Here is a 13295-nt window from a genome sequence, read left to right as displayed (position 1 = left end):
CGGACGCAAGGGGGCCGATCATGTTCGCTGACATCGCAACGCATTACCTGTGGTGGATCCTCGCGCTGCTGCTGATCGGCGCGGAGGTGCTGTTGCCGGGCTACTTCATGCTGTGGATCGGCCTGGGCGCGGCGGCTGTCGGGGTGTTGACCCTGCTGCTGCCGGGGCTGTCGATGCTCGCCCAGGCGATCGCCTTCGTGGTGCTCGCCTGCCTGTCCTGCGTGGCCTACTGGTACCTGCTGCGGCCGCGCCTGCAGCGCGAGGACCTCAGTTCGCCGCGCCTCAACCGCCGCGGCGAACAGAACATCGGCCAGCGCTACGTACTGACCGAAGCCATCGTCAACGGGCGCGGCAAGGCACGTGTGGGCGATGGCCTGTGGCTGGTGAGCGGGCCGGATCTGCCGGCGGGCAGCACGGTCGAAGTGGTAGCGGTGGACGGCAACACCCTGCTAGTGAAGCCGGTGGCATGAGCGATTCTCCGGGTGCGCGCGTCGGCGCCTTTGTCGGGCGCTTTCTGTACGCACTGGCCTGGCCGTCGGGCCTCTATTACGCGTTCGTGTTCGGCGGCAGCCTGATGGCGTGCATCGGCGAGCACGCCGATCCATTCGGCTGGGCGCTGACTATCGTGATGCTGTCGGCGCTGCTGGGCGCGCCGGTCACGTTGGCGGTCGTGCTGGCGGCATTGGGCGCGGCGGCATGGATGAAGCCCGCGCCGGATCGCTGGCGCCGCCGCTTCGCCTGGCTGGGCGGGGCGGCCGCGGCGATGCTGGTGTTGGGCTTGATCGTCGGTTTCGGCGACGGGCGCTGCCACCTCAATTTCATGTAGGGGCGCGTTCGGACGGCCAAACGTATTCAAGCCAGCGGCTTCCGGGTGAGAATGCGGCATGAGCTTCCCGCCTCCTTCCCAGACCGGCTTCGCCTCGCCGACCCAGCCGGCGCCGAACCAGTTCGCCACCGCGGCGCTGAACACGCGCATCGCTTTCCTGGTCGAGCTGGCGCGCCGGTTGCACCAGTACGGCACGTCGGCGCCGCGCCTGGAGACGGCGATCGCCGGCTCCGCGCTGCGGCTGGGGTTGGCGGCGGAGGTGTGGTCCAGTCCGACCGCGATCATCATTTCCTTCGCCGATCAGGCGCAGGGCGACGATGGCGTGGCGCAGGTCACCCAGGTGATGCGCCTGCCGCCTGGCGACGTGAATCTGGCGCGGCTGTGCCAGGCCGACCTGATCGCCGACCAGGTGATCGCCGGCCAGATGGAGTTGCGCGAAGGTTTCCGCCTGCTGCGCGAACTGGGTCGCCCGGATACGCGCCGCGCACAGGCCGGCGTGATCGTCAGCTACGGCCTTGCCGCGGCCAGCGTGGTGGCGCTGCTGCTGCACAGCTCGTGGGCGGACCTGCTCACCACGGCGGTGATCGGCCTGATGATCGGCACCATTACCGTGCTGTCGGCGACGCGTCCGCGCCTGGCGGTGGCGAGCGAGGCCATCTGCGCGCTGGTAGGCACGATCTTCGCGATCCTGATCAGCGCGCTGGTGGTGCCGCTGGCGATCAAGTCGGTGATCCTGGCCGGCCTGATCATGCTCATGCCCGGCATGGCATTGACCACCAGCGTGCGCGAGATCTCCAGCCAGCACCTGGTGGCCGGCGTGGCGAGGATGGGCGGCGCGCTGGCGACGCTGCTCAAGCTGACGTTCGGCGCGGTAGCCGGCGCGCAGCTGTGCGCGGCGCTCGGCCTCTATCCGCGCGATTTCGCCTTGCCGCCGCTGGCGTCATGGACGGAGGTGCCGGCGCTGTTCGTGGCGGCCTTCGCCTTCGCCATGGCGTTCCGCGCAGCGCCTCGGGACTGGCTAGTAGTGATGGGGGCGGTGATCCTGGGCTATCTCGCCACGCGCTGGGGCGGCCTGATCGCCGGCTCGCTGCCGGCCGCGCCGTTCGGCGTGTTCCTCGGCGGCTTCATGCTCAGCGCGCTGGCCAACGTCTACGCGCGCTACAAGCACCGGCCGGGCGCGGTGATCCGCGAGCCGGGCATCATTCTGCTGGTGCCCGGCAGCGTGGGATTCCGCAGCGTGTCCTATCTGCTGGAGCGCGATACGGTGCTGGGTTTCGATTCGGGCGTACTGCTGGTGACGCTGCTTATTTCACTGGTCGCAGGATTGCTGTTCGGCGATTTGCTGGTGGCGCCGCGGCGGTCGCTTTAAAAGGAAGGGCTGCTTGCGGCGATGTTGGCGCATCGCGCCGGGCACGCTCGGAAGAATTATCGAACTGGAAATAAAGAAACGCCGGCGCAAGGCCGGCGTTTTCTTTTTGCGAAGGCGAGGAAGAAATCAGATCGCCAGATCCTTTTCCTTCTTGCCCGCCTTCAGCGCATCGTTGAACCAGCGCGGGCGCTTGCCGCGGCCGGACCAGGTCTGTTCCGGATCGGCGGGATTGCGGTACTTCGGCGGCACGATGCCGCCGCTCTTGCGAGCCTTGCCGGCGCCGCCGCGGGTCTGGCCGAACACGTCCTCGAGGCTGAAGCCTTCGGCCTTCACCAGCGCATGGATCTTTTCGCGCAGCTTGGCGACCTTTTCCTTGCGCAGTTCGGTCTGGCGTACCTGCGCCTTGGCGATCAGGTCGTTGAGCTGGTTATGGTTGAGATTCTTGATATCGACGGCCATGACTACTCCCGGGGTGATGAGCCATTAGTAGGCACTATTGTTTTAAATGCTGGGTGCACGGTGTTAAACGCAATGCGCCAGGGATTCTGTAGGATTTTCTCGGGAATTGCAAAATACGCGGTATTGCGACGGGCTAATGGCGGTCATTTAGGGAATTTGAATGAGGCCTATACCGGCCGGCGGGTATTGAGCCGCGAATGGGTCATTAATACGCCGACGTATGTATTAGCCGGCCCATTCACCGGTCCGGGTGAAATAAGACCCGTCCAAATGAAAACGGCCACCCTGGGGCGGCCGTTTCGGGCGTTGCGCGGACCGGGAATCAGCCGAGCAGCGCGAACAGCTCGTCGCTGCCGATCGCGCGGCTTTCCGCTTCATGGCGCGCGCGGTATTCCAGCGTGCCGGCGGCCACGCCGCGCTCGCTGACCACCACGCGATGCGGGATGCCGATCAGCTCCATGTCCGCGAACATCGCACCGGGGCGCAGGCCGCGGTCGTCCAGCACCACCTCGATGCCGCGTTCCTGCAGCTGGCGGTACAGCGTCTCGGCCGCTTCCGTGACCTCGGGCAGGCCCTTGGGGTTGATCATGCACACGGCGATGCGCCAGGGCGCCATCGCTTCCGGCCAGATGATGCCGGCCTCGTCATGGCACTGCTCGATCGCCGCAGCCACGATGCGGCTGACGCCGATGCCGTAGCAGCCCATCAGCATGACCTGGGCCTTGCCGTTCTCGTCCAGCACGGTGGCCTTGAGCGCCTCGGCGTACTTGTTGCCGAGCTGGAATACATGGCCGACCTCGATGCCGCGCGCGGTGCGCAGTGTGCCCTTGCCGTCCGGCGAGGGATCGCCTTCGACGACCTTGCGGATATCTTCCACGCGGGTGACCCGCGCATCGCGCTCCCAGTTGGCGCCGGTGTAGTGGGTGCCGTTCTGGTTGCCGCCACAGACGAAGTCCGCCAGCACGGCGGCGCTGCGGTCCACGATCACGGGGATTTCCGCGGGCAGGCCGGCCGGGCCGATGAAGCCGGGGCGGGTGCCGGTGACGGCGAGGATCTGCGCTTCGCTGGCGAGCACGGATTCGCCCGGCATTTCCGCCAGTTTGGCGGCCTTTACCTCGTTGACTTCATGGTCGCCGCGCACGCACAGCGCGACCAGGCCATCGGTGCCCTGCACCAGGATGGTCTTGACGCAGCGCGTGGGGTCGACCTTCAGGAAGGCGGCGACCTCTTCGATGGTCTTCTGCGTGGGCGTGTCCACGCGCGTCAGCGCGGCGGAGGGGGCGGGGCGGGTAGTCGCGGGCGCGAGCGCCTCGGCTTTCTCGATGTTCGCGGCGTATTCGGAGCCATCGGAGAACACCAGCGCATCCTCGCCGGAGTCGGCCAGCACCTGGAACTCGTGGCTGGCGTTGCCGCCGATCGCGCCGGTGTCGGCCTGCACCGCACGGAACTTCAGGCCCAGGCGGGTGAAGATGCGCGTGTAGGCGTCGTACATCGCCTGATAGGTCTGGCCCAGCGATTCCTGCGTGAGATGGAAGGAGTAGGCGTCCTTCATCAGGAATTCGCGCGCGCGCATCACGCCGAAGCGAGGGCGGATCTCGTCGCGGAACTTGGTCTGGATCTGATAGAAGTTGACCGGCAGCTGCTTGTAGCTCTTCAGCTCGTTGCGCGCGAAGTCGGTGACGACTTCTTCCGCGGTGGGTGCGTAGCAGAACTCCTGTTCCTTGCGGTCCTGGATCTTCAGCAGCTGGCCGCCGAACTTCTCCCAGCGGCCGGTTTCTTCCCACAGCTCGCGTGGCTGCACGGTGGGCATGAGGATTTCGATCGCGCCGGCGCGGTCCATTTCCTCGCGCACCACTTTCTCCACCCGGCGCATCACGCGCAGGCCCAGCGGCGCCCAGGTGTACAGGCCGGCGGCGAGCTTGCGGATCATGCCGGTGCGCAGCATCAGGCGATGGCTGGCTATCTCGGCGTCGGCGGGCACTTCCTTGACGGTGGCCAGGTGGTAATGGCTGAGGCGCATGCGGGGGCGTTCCGGTTGGGCAAATAAGCCGATTATATAGCGATCGGCATGGTGTCCCGGGCGCATGCCCGGGACAGGCGGCCCGCCCGGCGATGGCGTCAATCGTTCGGGCAATACTGCTTGTACTGGGCCTCGGCGGTGGCCTGCTGCTGCTTGCGCTGGGTGTCGTCCAGCACCTTCTGCTCTTTGCCTTCCTGCACCACGACCGGGCGCTTGTCGCGCAGGATCTCCAGATTGCCCTTGAGCGTGCCGCAGAGTTTCTTGCGGTTTTCCGGAGTGTCGGCCACGGGCTGCTGACCCTGCGCCTGCGCGGGCTGGTTTTCGGTCGAGGTATTGCCGGCGGCGGGCTTGGCCGGTTCGGCCAGCGGCTGCACGCTGCCGGTGGTGGTGATGCGCTTGGCCTGGACGCCCTTCGGCGGCGGGCTATCGGAGTAATGCACGGTGCCGCCGGCGTCGGTCCACTTGTAGGCCTGACCCAGGGCCAGGGGAGCGAGCAGCAGCAGGGCGACGGCGGTCAACGGGCGACGCATGGTCATCTCCGGAAAAAGGGGAAAAACACAGGTGCCCCTAGTTAGCACCCGCACGGATGGGACTCAAGCGATGGTTTACACTGCGCGTATTCCGTCACGGATTGATCCATGAGCGAGAGCACGCCAGTCCGCCCTCCGCGGCACCGGGGCATCTACCTGCTCCCCAACCTGTTCACCACCGGCGCGATGTTCGCCGGTTTTTACGCCATCGTGACCAGCATCGGCGGCAACTACAGCGACGCGGCCGTGGCGGTGTTCGTGGCGGCCCTGCTGGATGGTATGGACGGGCGCGTGGCGCGCCTGACGGGCACGCAGAGCGAGTTCGGCGTGCAATACGACTCGCTGTCGGATCTGGTCAGCTTCGGCCTGGCGCCGTCGCTGGTGATGTACACCTGGTCGCTGTCGACCTTGAAGGACTACGGTCCGCTGTGGGGCAAGATCGGCTGGGCGGCGGCCTTCGTCTATGCGGCGTGCGCAGCGTTGCGCCTGGCGCGCTTCAACACCCAGGTAGGCGTGATCGACAAGCGTTATTTCCAGGGGCTGGCCAGTCCGGCGGCCGCGGCGGTGTGCATGTCCTTCGTATGGAGCATGGACAAGTTCGGCGTGTCCGGCGCGGAGGTGCGTTTCTTCACGCCGGTCATGGCGGTGGTGGCCGGCATGCTGATGGTCAGCCGCTTCCGCTACTACAGCTTCAAGTCGCTGCCGATGGGCGAGGGCGAGCGCGTGCCGTTCCTGTGGATCATCGTGGGCCTGCTGGTCCTGATTCCGTTCTTCGTGGATCCGCCGCGAGCGCTGTTCGTGGTGTTCACGCTGTACTTGCTGTCCGGTCCGGCGATGACTCTGTGGGGTCGCGCCACCCGGCGCCGCCGCCGCGGGGCGGCATGAGCGCGGTGGCTTCCGTATCTTCCGGTTCGTCGCACCGAGCGCGGCTGCTGCGCGCGCTCGGCGTGACGCCGTGGGTGCAGCGCGCGGCGCCGATGCCGCCGGCGGTGGTGCCGGCGCCCCTGGCGGATGTGCCGGCAGGCGCCTGCGTGGTGGTGCTGCCCGCCGGTTGCGAGCCGCGTGCGCTGGATCTGCTGGGCCGCGCCCTGACCGCCTTCGGTCCGGCGCTGGCGCGCGCCGCGCGCATCGAAGTGCGCGACGGCCAGCTCGCCACGCCACCGCTGGCACGTGCCTACCTGGTATTCGGCGAAACCCAGGCCCGTGCGCTGGGGCGCGAACTGCCGGCCGCCGTGCTCAACCAGGCGCATATCGTGCTGGCGGATGAGCCGGCCGGCATCCATGCGGATGGGGCCGGCAAGCGGCGCCTGTGGAACGCGTTGCGCAGTCTGCGCCGCGCGCTGGCGCAGCCGGGGCACTGACGTGGTGGCGGTGGCACGCCCCCATGCCGAAGTCCGCGCCATGCGCCGCGACGACTTGCCCGGCGTGGCGGCGATGGAGCGCGCCTCGTACGACTTCCCGTGGAGCGAAGGCATCTTCGGTGATTGCCTGAGGGCCGGACATCCGAGCTGGGTGCTGTGGGTGGATGGCGAGATGGCAGGTTACGGCGTGCTGTCCGTGGCGGCGGGCGAAGCCCATGTGCTCAACCTGTGCATCGGCAGCCAACATCGCGGCCTCGGCCTCGGCCGGCACCTGCTGCGCCGCCTGCTGGACGTGGCGCGCTGGAACGGCGCCGAGCGGGTCTTTCTGGAAGTGCGCCCGTCCAACCCGGTGGCGCAGGCACTGTATCGCTCGATCGGCTTCGAAGAGATCGGCCGGCGGCCGAATTACTACCCCGCCAAGCAGGGCAGGGAGGATGCGATCGTGATGGCGCTGGATCTGGTCGCGCCATGACGCTGCTCCTGCCCCCTCTCCCCTGCGGAGAGAGGGTCGGGGTCAGGGAAACCTGCGGAGCATGGAAGAGGGAGCGCCAAAGCAGGCCATGCTCCGTAGAGCTTCTATCGCGAGCACCCGCCCCTTATCCGGCTGCCGCCACCTTCTCCCCGAAGGGGAGAAGGGTTCACTAGTCAGGTAGGGTCCTTACCCCAGCTTGCGCGCCTGTTCCCGCAACGCATTCGCCTGCGTGCCCCAGTCCGCGATGCGCTGCCGCTCCTGCGCCACCACTTCCGCCGGTGCATTGGCGACGAAGTTGGCATTGCCCAGCTTGCCTTCGCACTTCTTGATCTCGCCCTCGATGCGGGCGATTTCCTTGGCAAGGCGCGCCTTTTCCGCACCCACGTCGATCAGCCCGGCCAGCGGAATCAGCACGCGCATCGTGCCGACGACCGCCGCGGCGGCTGCCGGTTCATCGGCGCCGGCTTCGATCCACTGCGGCGCATCCACGCGCGCGAGGAAGGCGATCTGCGCCGCGAACTTCGCCGCGCGCGCGCGATCGCTCGCATCGCCATCGGCCAGCAGCAGCGGGATGGTCTTGCCGGGCGCGATGTTCATTTCCGAGCGGATGCGGCGGATGCCGCTGAGCACGTTCTTGAACCATTCGATCTCGGCGGTCGCCGCTTCGTCCGCGACGATCTCGCCGGCCTGCGGCCAGGCGCGGCGCAGGATGCCTTCGTCCATCAGGCTCAGCAGCGGCGCCACCGACTGCCAGATTTCTTCGGTGATGAACGGCACGATCGGATGCAGTGCGCGCAGCACCGTCTCCAGCACCACCAGCAACGTACGGCGCGTGGAAGCGGCCGCGCTCGCGTCGTCGCCGCTGAGCGCCGGCTTGGACAGCTCCAGGAACCAGTCGCAGTACTCGTTCCACACGAACTCGTACAGCTCCTGCGCGAGCAAGTCGAAGCGATACGTGGCGAAGTACTGCTCGACGTCGGCCAGCGTCTGCTTCAGGCGCGTGAGGATCCAGCGCTCGGCTTCCGTCGCCGGCGCGCTGCCGGCGTCGGCGATCGCGCCGTTCTCCACGTTCATCAGCACGAAGCGCGCCGCGTTCCACAGCTTGTTGCAGAACGCCTTGTAGCCTTCGGCGCGCTTGATGTCGAAGTTGATCGTGCGGCTGTAGCTGGCCAGCGCGGCGAAGGTGAAGCGCAGCGCGTCGGTGCCGATGGCGGGGATGCCTGCGGGGTAATCCTTGCGGATACGCTTTTCCACGCGCTCGCGGTCGCGCGGCAGCAGCAGCGACTTGGTCGATTTGTCGATCAGCGGTTCCAGCTCGATGCCGTCGATCAGATCCAGCGGGTCCAGCGTGTTGCCCTTGGACTTGGACATCTTCTGGCCTTCGGCGTCGCGCACGATGGCGTTGATGTACACCTCGCGGAACGGTACCTGGCCGGTGAAGTACTTGGTCGCCATCACCATGCGCGCGACCCAGAAGAAGATGATGTCGAAGCCGGTGACCAGCACCGCGCTGGGCAGGAAGATCTTGTCCTGCTGCCAGTCGGCCACGATCTCGCCGCGCTCGTTCTTGACCGGGCCATCGGCCGGCCAGCCGAGCGTGGAGAACGGCCACAGCGCGGAGCTGAACCAGGTGTCGAGCACATCCTCGTCCTGGCGCAGCGCGCCCACCGGCGGCACGGTGGCATGCGCGCGCGCGTCGGCTTCGTCCTCGCCCACGAAAATGTTGCCGGCCTCGTCATACCACGCCGGAATGCGATGGCCCCACCATAGCTGGCGGCTGATACACCAGTCCTGGATGTTCTCCAGCCATTGCGTGTAGGTGGTGCTCCAGTTCTCCGGCACGAACTTGATTTCGCCGGAGCGCACGACCTCGAGCGCCGGCTCGGTGATCGCCTTGCGGCCTTTCTCGCTGGTCAGATCGACGAACCACTGGTCGGTGAGCATCGGTTCGATCACCGCGTCGGAGCGCTCGCTCACCGGCACCTGCAGCTTGTGCGGCTTGGTCTCGACCAGCAGGCCTTCGGCTTCCAGGTCGGCGAGCACGCGCTTGCGCGCCTCGAAGCGGTCCAGGCCGCGGTACTTCTCCGGCGCGTTGTCGTTGACCTTCGCGTCCAGCGTGAAGATGTTGATCGGCGCGAGCTGGTGACGCTGGCCGATGGCGTAGTCGTTGAAGTCGTGCGCCGGGGTGATCTTGACGAAGCCGGTGCCGAATTCGCGGTCGACATAGTCGTCGGCGATTACCGGGATCTCGCGGCCGGACAGCGGCAGGCGCAGCAGCTTGCCCACCAGGTGCGCGTGGCGTTCGTCTTCCGGATGCACCGCGACGGCGACGTCGCCCAGCATGGTTTCCGGGCGCGTGGTGGCGACCACCACGCTATCGGTGCCGTCGACCGTGGGATAGCGGATCGACCACAGGTGGCCGTCGCGCTCGACGTTGTTCACTTCCAGATCGGACACCGCCGTGCCCAGCGCCGGATCCCAGTTCACCAGGCGGTTGCCGCGATAGATCAGGCCGGCGCGGAACCACTCGACGAACACCTTGCGCACCGCGGACGAGAGCCCTTCGTCCATGGTGAAGCGCTCGCGCGACCAGTCCGCCGCGACACCGAGGCGGCGCATCTGGTTGGTGATGGTGGAACCGGATTCCTCCTTCCACTGCCACACCCGCTCGACGAAGGCCTCGCGGCCGAGGTCGTGCCGGCTTTGGCCGGCGGCGGCCAGCTGGTTCTCCACGATCTTCTGCGTGGCGATGCCGGCGTGGTCCGTGCCCACCTGCCATAGCGTGTTCAGACCACGCATATGCTGGTAGCGGACCAGCATGTCCATCACGGTCTGCTGGAAGGCGTGGCCCATGTGCAGGGTGCCGGTGACATTCGGCGGCGGCAGCAGGATGCAGTACGGCTCGCCGTGCCCCGACGGCTTGAAGTCGCCGCTGGCTTCCCAGCGGGCGTACCACTTCGACTCGATCTGGCGGGGCTCGAAACTCTTATCCATCGGTGGCTCGTCATGGCGCGCCCGGGGGCGGGCGCGTGGGTGGGAACGGGGCGTAAAGACCCAGGATTGTAAGGGCCGGGGCTTGGCCCTGCCAAAGATGGGGGCGCCGCGGTCCGTCCGCGAGAGCTAGGGCTCGACCAGTTCGCCGCCCCAGTCGGCCGGGTCTACGTCGGCCACCGACTCGGTGAAGGTCCAGACGTGGCCGCCCGGGTCCGCCACCGTATATTGCCGTTCACCGTACGGGTAGGTCGCCGGCGGGCGGAGTACCACGGCGCCAGCGTCGCGGGCGCGGGCAAAATGGGCGTCGATGTCGGTCACTCGCATCATCACTGCATGCCCGGCCATAGCTGCGGTACCGCCGCCCTCGGTGATCACCATGGCGCCATCCCCGGCATGCAGCTGGATGCGGTGGCCGCCGATGCGCAGGCGTTCGCGGAAGCCGAAGGCGTGGATGAGCCAGGTGGCGGCTTCGCGCACGTCGGGGTAGGCGAGCTCGGGGATGACGGTGCAGGCGGGGATGGAGCGGTTGGTGAGCATGGCATGGCTCCGCGCAAGGTTCGCATCGGGAACCCTTCTCCCTCCGGGGGAGAAGGTGGCGGCAGCCGGATGAGGGGCCGGGGCTCGCCAAAACGGATCGACGAAGCCACGCGCGCTTTCCGCTCCCGCTTCTACGCTCCGCCCGCCCCCTCACCCCAGCCCTCTCCCCGGCGGGGAGAGGGGGCAGGTTGTTACGCCTTTTCGCGCAGCGCCCGGCCGTAGGCGTGCACTTCGTCGACCAGCACCTTGACGTGCTCCGGATCGACTTCCGGCGTGATGCCGTGGCCGAGATTGAACACATGGCCGGGATGGTTGCCGTAGCTGTCCAGCACCGCGCGCGCTTCGCGGCGGATGGTGTCGGGGTTGGAGCGCAGTACGGCGGGGTCGAGATTGCCTTGCAGCGCGACGCGGTCGCCGACGGCGGCGCGCGCGTCGGCCAGGTCGATGGTCCAGTCCACGCCCAGTGCGGCGCAGCCGGTGTCGGCCATGGCCGCGAGGTGGCGGTTGGCGCCTTTGGAGAACAGGATCACCGGCAGTTCGCGCGCGTGCGCATCGGCTTTCAGCGCGTCGACCACTTGCGCCATGTAGCGCAGCGAGAACTCGCGGAACGGCGCGGGCCCGAGCATGCCGCCCCAGGTATCGAACACCATCAGCGCCTGCGCGCCGGCGGCGGCCTGCGCGGCGAGATAGGCGGCCACCGAGCGGGCCAGCGTATCCAGCAGCTGGTGCGCGAGCTTCGGCTCGTTCCAGCACATCGCCTTGAGCGTGGCGAAATCGCGCGAGCCTTCGCCTTCGACCATGTAGCAGGCCAGCGTCCACGGGCTGCCGGAGAAGCCGATCAGCGGTACGCGACCGTGCAGTTCGCGGCGGATCAGACGCACGGCGTCCATTACGTAGCGCAGCTCCCCGTCCATGTCGGGCACGGCGAGCTTCTCGACGTCGGCGCGATTGCGCACCGGATGCGCGAACTGCGGACCCTCGCCTTGCGCGAAGCTGAGCCCCAGGCCCATCGCATCGGGAATGGTGAGGATGTCGGAGAACAGGATCGCGGCGTCGAGCTTGAAGCGTTCCAGCGGCTGCAGGGTCACCTCGCAGGCCAGTTCCGGCGACTGTGCCAGCGCCATGAAGCTGCCGGCACGAGCGCGAGTGGCGCGGTATTCCGGCAGGTAGCGACCGGCCTGGCGCATCACCCAGATGGGCGTGGTGTCGGTGGGTTCCCGGCGCAGGGCGCGCAGGAAACGGTCGTTCTTGAGGGATTCGGTCATTTCAACGTCCGTACGGGCCGTCCATGCCCTGGCTGAACATCAGGCGGTAGCCGCGCTTGAGCTGCGCGTCGCGCGCCTTCTCGAATGCCGCGATGGCATCGTCGCGCTCCAGGAACTGTTCGCGCTTGAGCGTGGCCTTGCCGCCCTGCACGCCGGTTTCGCGGTACAGCGTCCAGCCGCCGAGCAGATCCTGCTCCAGCACGATCTGGGCATAGCGGGGCGCTTCGCCGGAGCTGGGCGCGGTTTGCAGATAGAGGCGCATGGAAGGGTGCATGGTGGATGGGTGCGGTGGGCCGCAGGGCCCGCATTCTAGAAGGCCGGGCCGGCCGGCGGCGAGTACGCGGGTGTCGCAGGAGTCTTCACGCTGCTGTCGCCTCGCGCAGCACGGCCAGTACGTCGCGCTCATCCACGCCGCCGACGATCTCGGCGCGGCCGATGCCTCGCCACAGGATCAGCCGCAGCGTGCCGGCGGTGTTCTTCTTGTCCAGGCGCATCAGGGCCAGCAGGGCCTGCGGATCCATACCCGGCGGGATCGCGGTGGGCAGGCCCAGGCGTTCGAGCAGGCGCAGCAGGCGAGCGGTGGCGGCCGCATCGCTCATGCCGAGCCGTTCGGACAGCCGGGCGGCCAGCAGCATGCCCACCGCCACGCCTTCGCCGTGCAGCAGGGTGGTGTACTTGCCGGCGGTCTCCAGCGCGTGGCCGAAGGTGTGGCCGAGATTGAGCAGGGCGCGTTCGCCCTGTTCGGTTTCGTCGCGAGCGACCACGCCGGCCTTGTACTGCACCTTGCGCGCGATCGCTTCGATCAGCGTGGCCGTGTCGCGCGTACCCAGGTCGTCGGCATGGGCCTCCAGCCATTCGAAGAAGGGCAGCTCGCCGATGGCCGCGCCCTTCACCACTTCGGCCAGGCCCGCGCGGTACTCGCGCTGCGGCAACGTGGCGAGGGTGTCGATGTCGGCCACCACCGCGCGTGGCTGGTGGAACGCGCCGACCAGGTTCTTGCCGGCCGGCAGATTGACGCCGGTCTTGCCGCCGACCGAGGAATCGACCATCGCCAGCAGCGTGGTCGGCATCTGGATGAAGTCGATGCCACGCATCCAGCACGCTGCGCTGAAGCCGGCGAGATCGCCCACCACGCCGCCGCCCAGAGCGACCACGCAGGCATCGCGGGTAGCGCCGAGCTGCGCCAGCGCGTCCAGCGCGCGCCCGACGTTGTCGAAGGTCTTGTGCGCCTCGCCGTCGTCGAGCAGGAAAGCGGACCAGCTGAGGCCGTCGAGGCCTTTGGCCACGCGATCCAGATACAGCGGCGCCACCGTGGTGTTGCTGACCACCAGCGCGTGGCGGCCGCGCAGCATGGCGCGCCAGCGTGCGCGGTCGTCGAGCAGGCCGGGGCCGATCCAGACCGGATAACTGCGTTCGCCGAGGGTGACGTCGATCGTGCGGAGAGAGTGCGTGTCGTTCATGC

Annotated in this window: 14 protein-coding genes; 6 read left to right on the top strand and 8 right to left on the bottom strand. The window is 67.8% G+C overall.

All coding sequences use genetic code 11. The features are described 5' to 3' along the window. Positions 1-20 precede the first annotated feature (20 nt). The 3 genes from ACNR9O_RS16185 to ACNR9O_RS16175 are packed head-to-tail and all read left to right on the top strand — an operon-like array spanning position 21 to position 2195. Complete coding sequence (locus ACNR9O_RS16185) at positions 21-470, top strand: NfeD family protein (protein ID WP_473686997.1); 450 nt, start codon at positions 21-23, stop codon at positions 468-470. After that, positions 467-826, top strand: a complete 360-nt coding sequence (locus tag ACNR9O_RS16180) for a hypothetical protein (RefSeq protein ID WP_473686999.1) — start codon at positions 467-469, stop codon at positions 824-826. Before ACNR9O_RS16185 ends, ACNR9O_RS16180 begins: the two co-directional genes overlap by 4 nt. Positions 827-884: 58 nt before the next feature. Beyond that, positions 885-2195, top strand: a complete 1311-nt coding sequence (locus tag ACNR9O_RS16175) for a threonine/serine exporter family protein (RefSeq protein WP_473687001.1) — start codon at positions 885-887, stop codon at positions 2193-2195. 126 nt (positions 2196-2321) lie between these two features. Here ACNR9O_RS16175 and ACNR9O_RS16170 read toward each other — a convergent pair whose 3' ends face one another. The 3 genes from ACNR9O_RS16170 to ACNR9O_RS16160 form a co-directional block, all read right to left on the bottom strand. Beyond that, on the bottom strand, positions 2322-2654 hold the full coding sequence (locus tag ACNR9O_RS16170; protein ID WP_473687004.1) for an H-NS histone family protein: 333 nt from the start codon (positions 2652-2654) through the stop codon (positions 2322-2324). A gap of 322 nt (positions 2655-2976) precedes the next feature. Beyond that, on the bottom strand, positions 2977-4674 hold the full coding sequence (locus ACNR9O_RS16165; protein WP_473687006.1) for a proline--tRNA ligase: 1698 nt from the start codon (positions 4672-4674) through the stop codon (positions 2977-2979). Positions 4675-4772: 98 nt separating this feature from the next. Further along, entirely contained in the window at positions 4773-5204 is a 432-nt protein-coding gene (locus ACNR9O_RS16160) for a DUF4124 domain-containing protein (RefSeq protein ID WP_473687008.1), read from the bottom strand. Positions 5205-5312: 108 nt separating this feature from the next. Here ACNR9O_RS16160 and ACNR9O_RS16155 point away from each other — a divergent pair, with 108 nt between their 5' ends. Genes ACNR9O_RS16155 through rimI form a run of 3 tightly spaced genes read left to right on the top strand, consistent with a single transcriptional unit; the run spans position 5313 to position 7037 of the window. Continuing rightward, positions 5313-6089 carry a CDP-alcohol phosphatidyltransferase family protein gene (locus ACNR9O_RS16155; protein WP_473687010.1) on the top strand — a complete coding sequence of 259 codons (777 nt, stop codon included), beginning with the start codon at positions 5313-5315 and terminating at the stop codon, positions 6087-6089. After that, entirely contained in the window at positions 6086-6565 is a 480-nt protein-coding gene (locus ACNR9O_RS16150) for a hypothetical protein (protein ID WP_473687012.1), read from the top strand. The genes ACNR9O_RS16155 and ACNR9O_RS16150 overlap by 4 nt, the downstream gene beginning before the upstream one ends. 1 nt (position 6566) lies before the next feature. Then, a complete protein-coding gene (gene rimI / locus ACNR9O_RS16145) occupies positions 6567-7037 on the top strand; it encodes a ribosomal protein S18-alanine N-acetyltransferase (RefSeq protein ID WP_473700656.1) in 471 nt (156 codons plus the stop codon). Positions 7038-7223: 186 nt separating this feature from the next. On the opposite strand, the gene ACNR9O_RS16140 is transcribed toward rimI, so the two are convergent. From ACNR9O_RS16140 to aroB, 5 genes are all read right to left on the bottom strand, one after another. Next, the gene (locus tag ACNR9O_RS16140; protein WP_473687016.1) at positions 7224-10031 is read right to left on the bottom strand and encodes a valine--tRNA ligase; all 2808 of its coding nucleotides are present in this window, start codon (positions 10029-10031) and stop codon (positions 7224-7226) included. 126 nt (positions 10032-10157) lie between these two features. After that, complete coding sequence (locus ACNR9O_RS16135; RefSeq protein WP_473687018.1) at positions 10158-10568, bottom strand: VOC family protein; 411 nt, start codon at positions 10566-10568, stop codon at positions 10158-10160. A gap of 191 nt (positions 10569-10759) precedes the next feature. After that, positions 10760-11833 (bottom strand): uroporphyrinogen decarboxylase, encoded by a 1074-nt coding sequence (gene hemE / locus ACNR9O_RS16130; protein ID WP_473687020.1) that lies wholly within the window; start codon positions 11831-11833, stop codon positions 10760-10762. A gap of 1 nt (position 11834) precedes the next feature. Beyond that, positions 11835-12095 (bottom strand): hypothetical protein, encoded by a 261-nt coding sequence (locus ACNR9O_RS16125; RefSeq protein ID WP_473687022.1) that lies wholly within the window; start codon positions 12093-12095, stop codon positions 11835-11837. 97 nt (positions 12096-12192) lie between these two features. Beyond that, positions 12193-13293 (bottom strand): 3-dehydroquinate synthase, encoded by a 1101-nt coding sequence (gene aroB / locus ACNR9O_RS16120; RefSeq protein WP_473700798.1) that lies wholly within the window; start codon positions 13291-13293, stop codon positions 12193-12195. Between the last annotated feature and the right edge of the window lie 2 nt (positions 13294-13295).

It is taken from the genome of Dyella sp. CR10 (assembly GCF_055814425.1).
The sequence above is the reverse complement of the archived record's forward strand: the minus strand, read 5'-3'. Positions and strand labels throughout refer to the sequence as shown.

Excerpts from the sequence above, each read along its gene's own strand:
- ACNR9O_RS16185 (WP_473686997.1), top strand. The coding sequence starts at position 21 with ATGTTCGCTGACATCGCAACGCATTACCTGTGGTGGATCCTCGCGCTG.
- ACNR9O_RS16180 (WP_473686999.1), top strand. The coding sequence starts at position 467 with ATGAGCGATTCTCCGGGTGCGCGCGTCGGCGCCTTTGTCGGGCGCTTT.
- ACNR9O_RS16175 (WP_473687001.1), top strand. The coding sequence starts at position 885 with ATGAGCTTCCCGCCTCCTTCCCAGACCGGCTTCGCCTCGCCGACCCAG.
- ACNR9O_RS16170 (WP_473687004.1), bottom strand. The coding sequence starts at position 2,654 with ATGGCCGTCGATATCAAGAATCTCAACCATAACCAGCTCAACGACCTG.
- ACNR9O_RS16165 (WP_473687006.1), bottom strand. The coding sequence starts at position 4,674 with ATGCGCCTCAGCCATTACCACCTGGCCACCGTCAAGGAAGTGCCCGCC.
- ACNR9O_RS16160 (WP_473687008.1), bottom strand. The coding sequence starts at position 5,204 with ATGCGTCGCCCGTTGACCGCCGTCGCCCTGCTGCTGCTCGCTCCCCTG.
- ACNR9O_RS16155 (WP_473687010.1), top strand. The coding sequence starts at position 5,313 with ATGAGCGAGAGCACGCCAGTCCGCCCTCCGCGGCACCGGGGCATCTAC.
- ACNR9O_RS16150 (WP_473687012.1), top strand. The coding sequence starts at position 6,086 with ATGAGCGCGGTGGCTTCCGTATCTTCCGGTTCGTCGCACCGAGCGCGG.
- ACNR9O_RS16140 (WP_473687016.1), bottom strand. The coding sequence starts at position 10,031 with ATGGATAAGAGTTTCGAGCCCCGCCAGATCGAGTCGAAGTGGTACGCC.
- ACNR9O_RS16135 (WP_473687018.1), bottom strand. The coding sequence starts at position 10,568 with ATGCTCACCAACCGCTCCATCCCCGCCTGCACCGTCATCCCCGAGCTC.
- hemE (WP_473687020.1), bottom strand. The coding sequence starts at position 11,833 with ATGACCGAATCCCTCAAGAACGACCGTTTCCTGCGCGCCCTGCGCCGG.
- ACNR9O_RS16125 (WP_473687022.1), bottom strand. The coding sequence starts at position 12,095 with ATGCGCCTCTATCTGCAAACCGCGCCCAGCTCCGGCGAAGCGCCCCGC.
- aroB (WP_473700798.1), bottom strand. The coding sequence starts at position 13,293 with ATGAACGACACGCACTCTCTCCGCACGATCGACGTCACCCTCGGCGAA.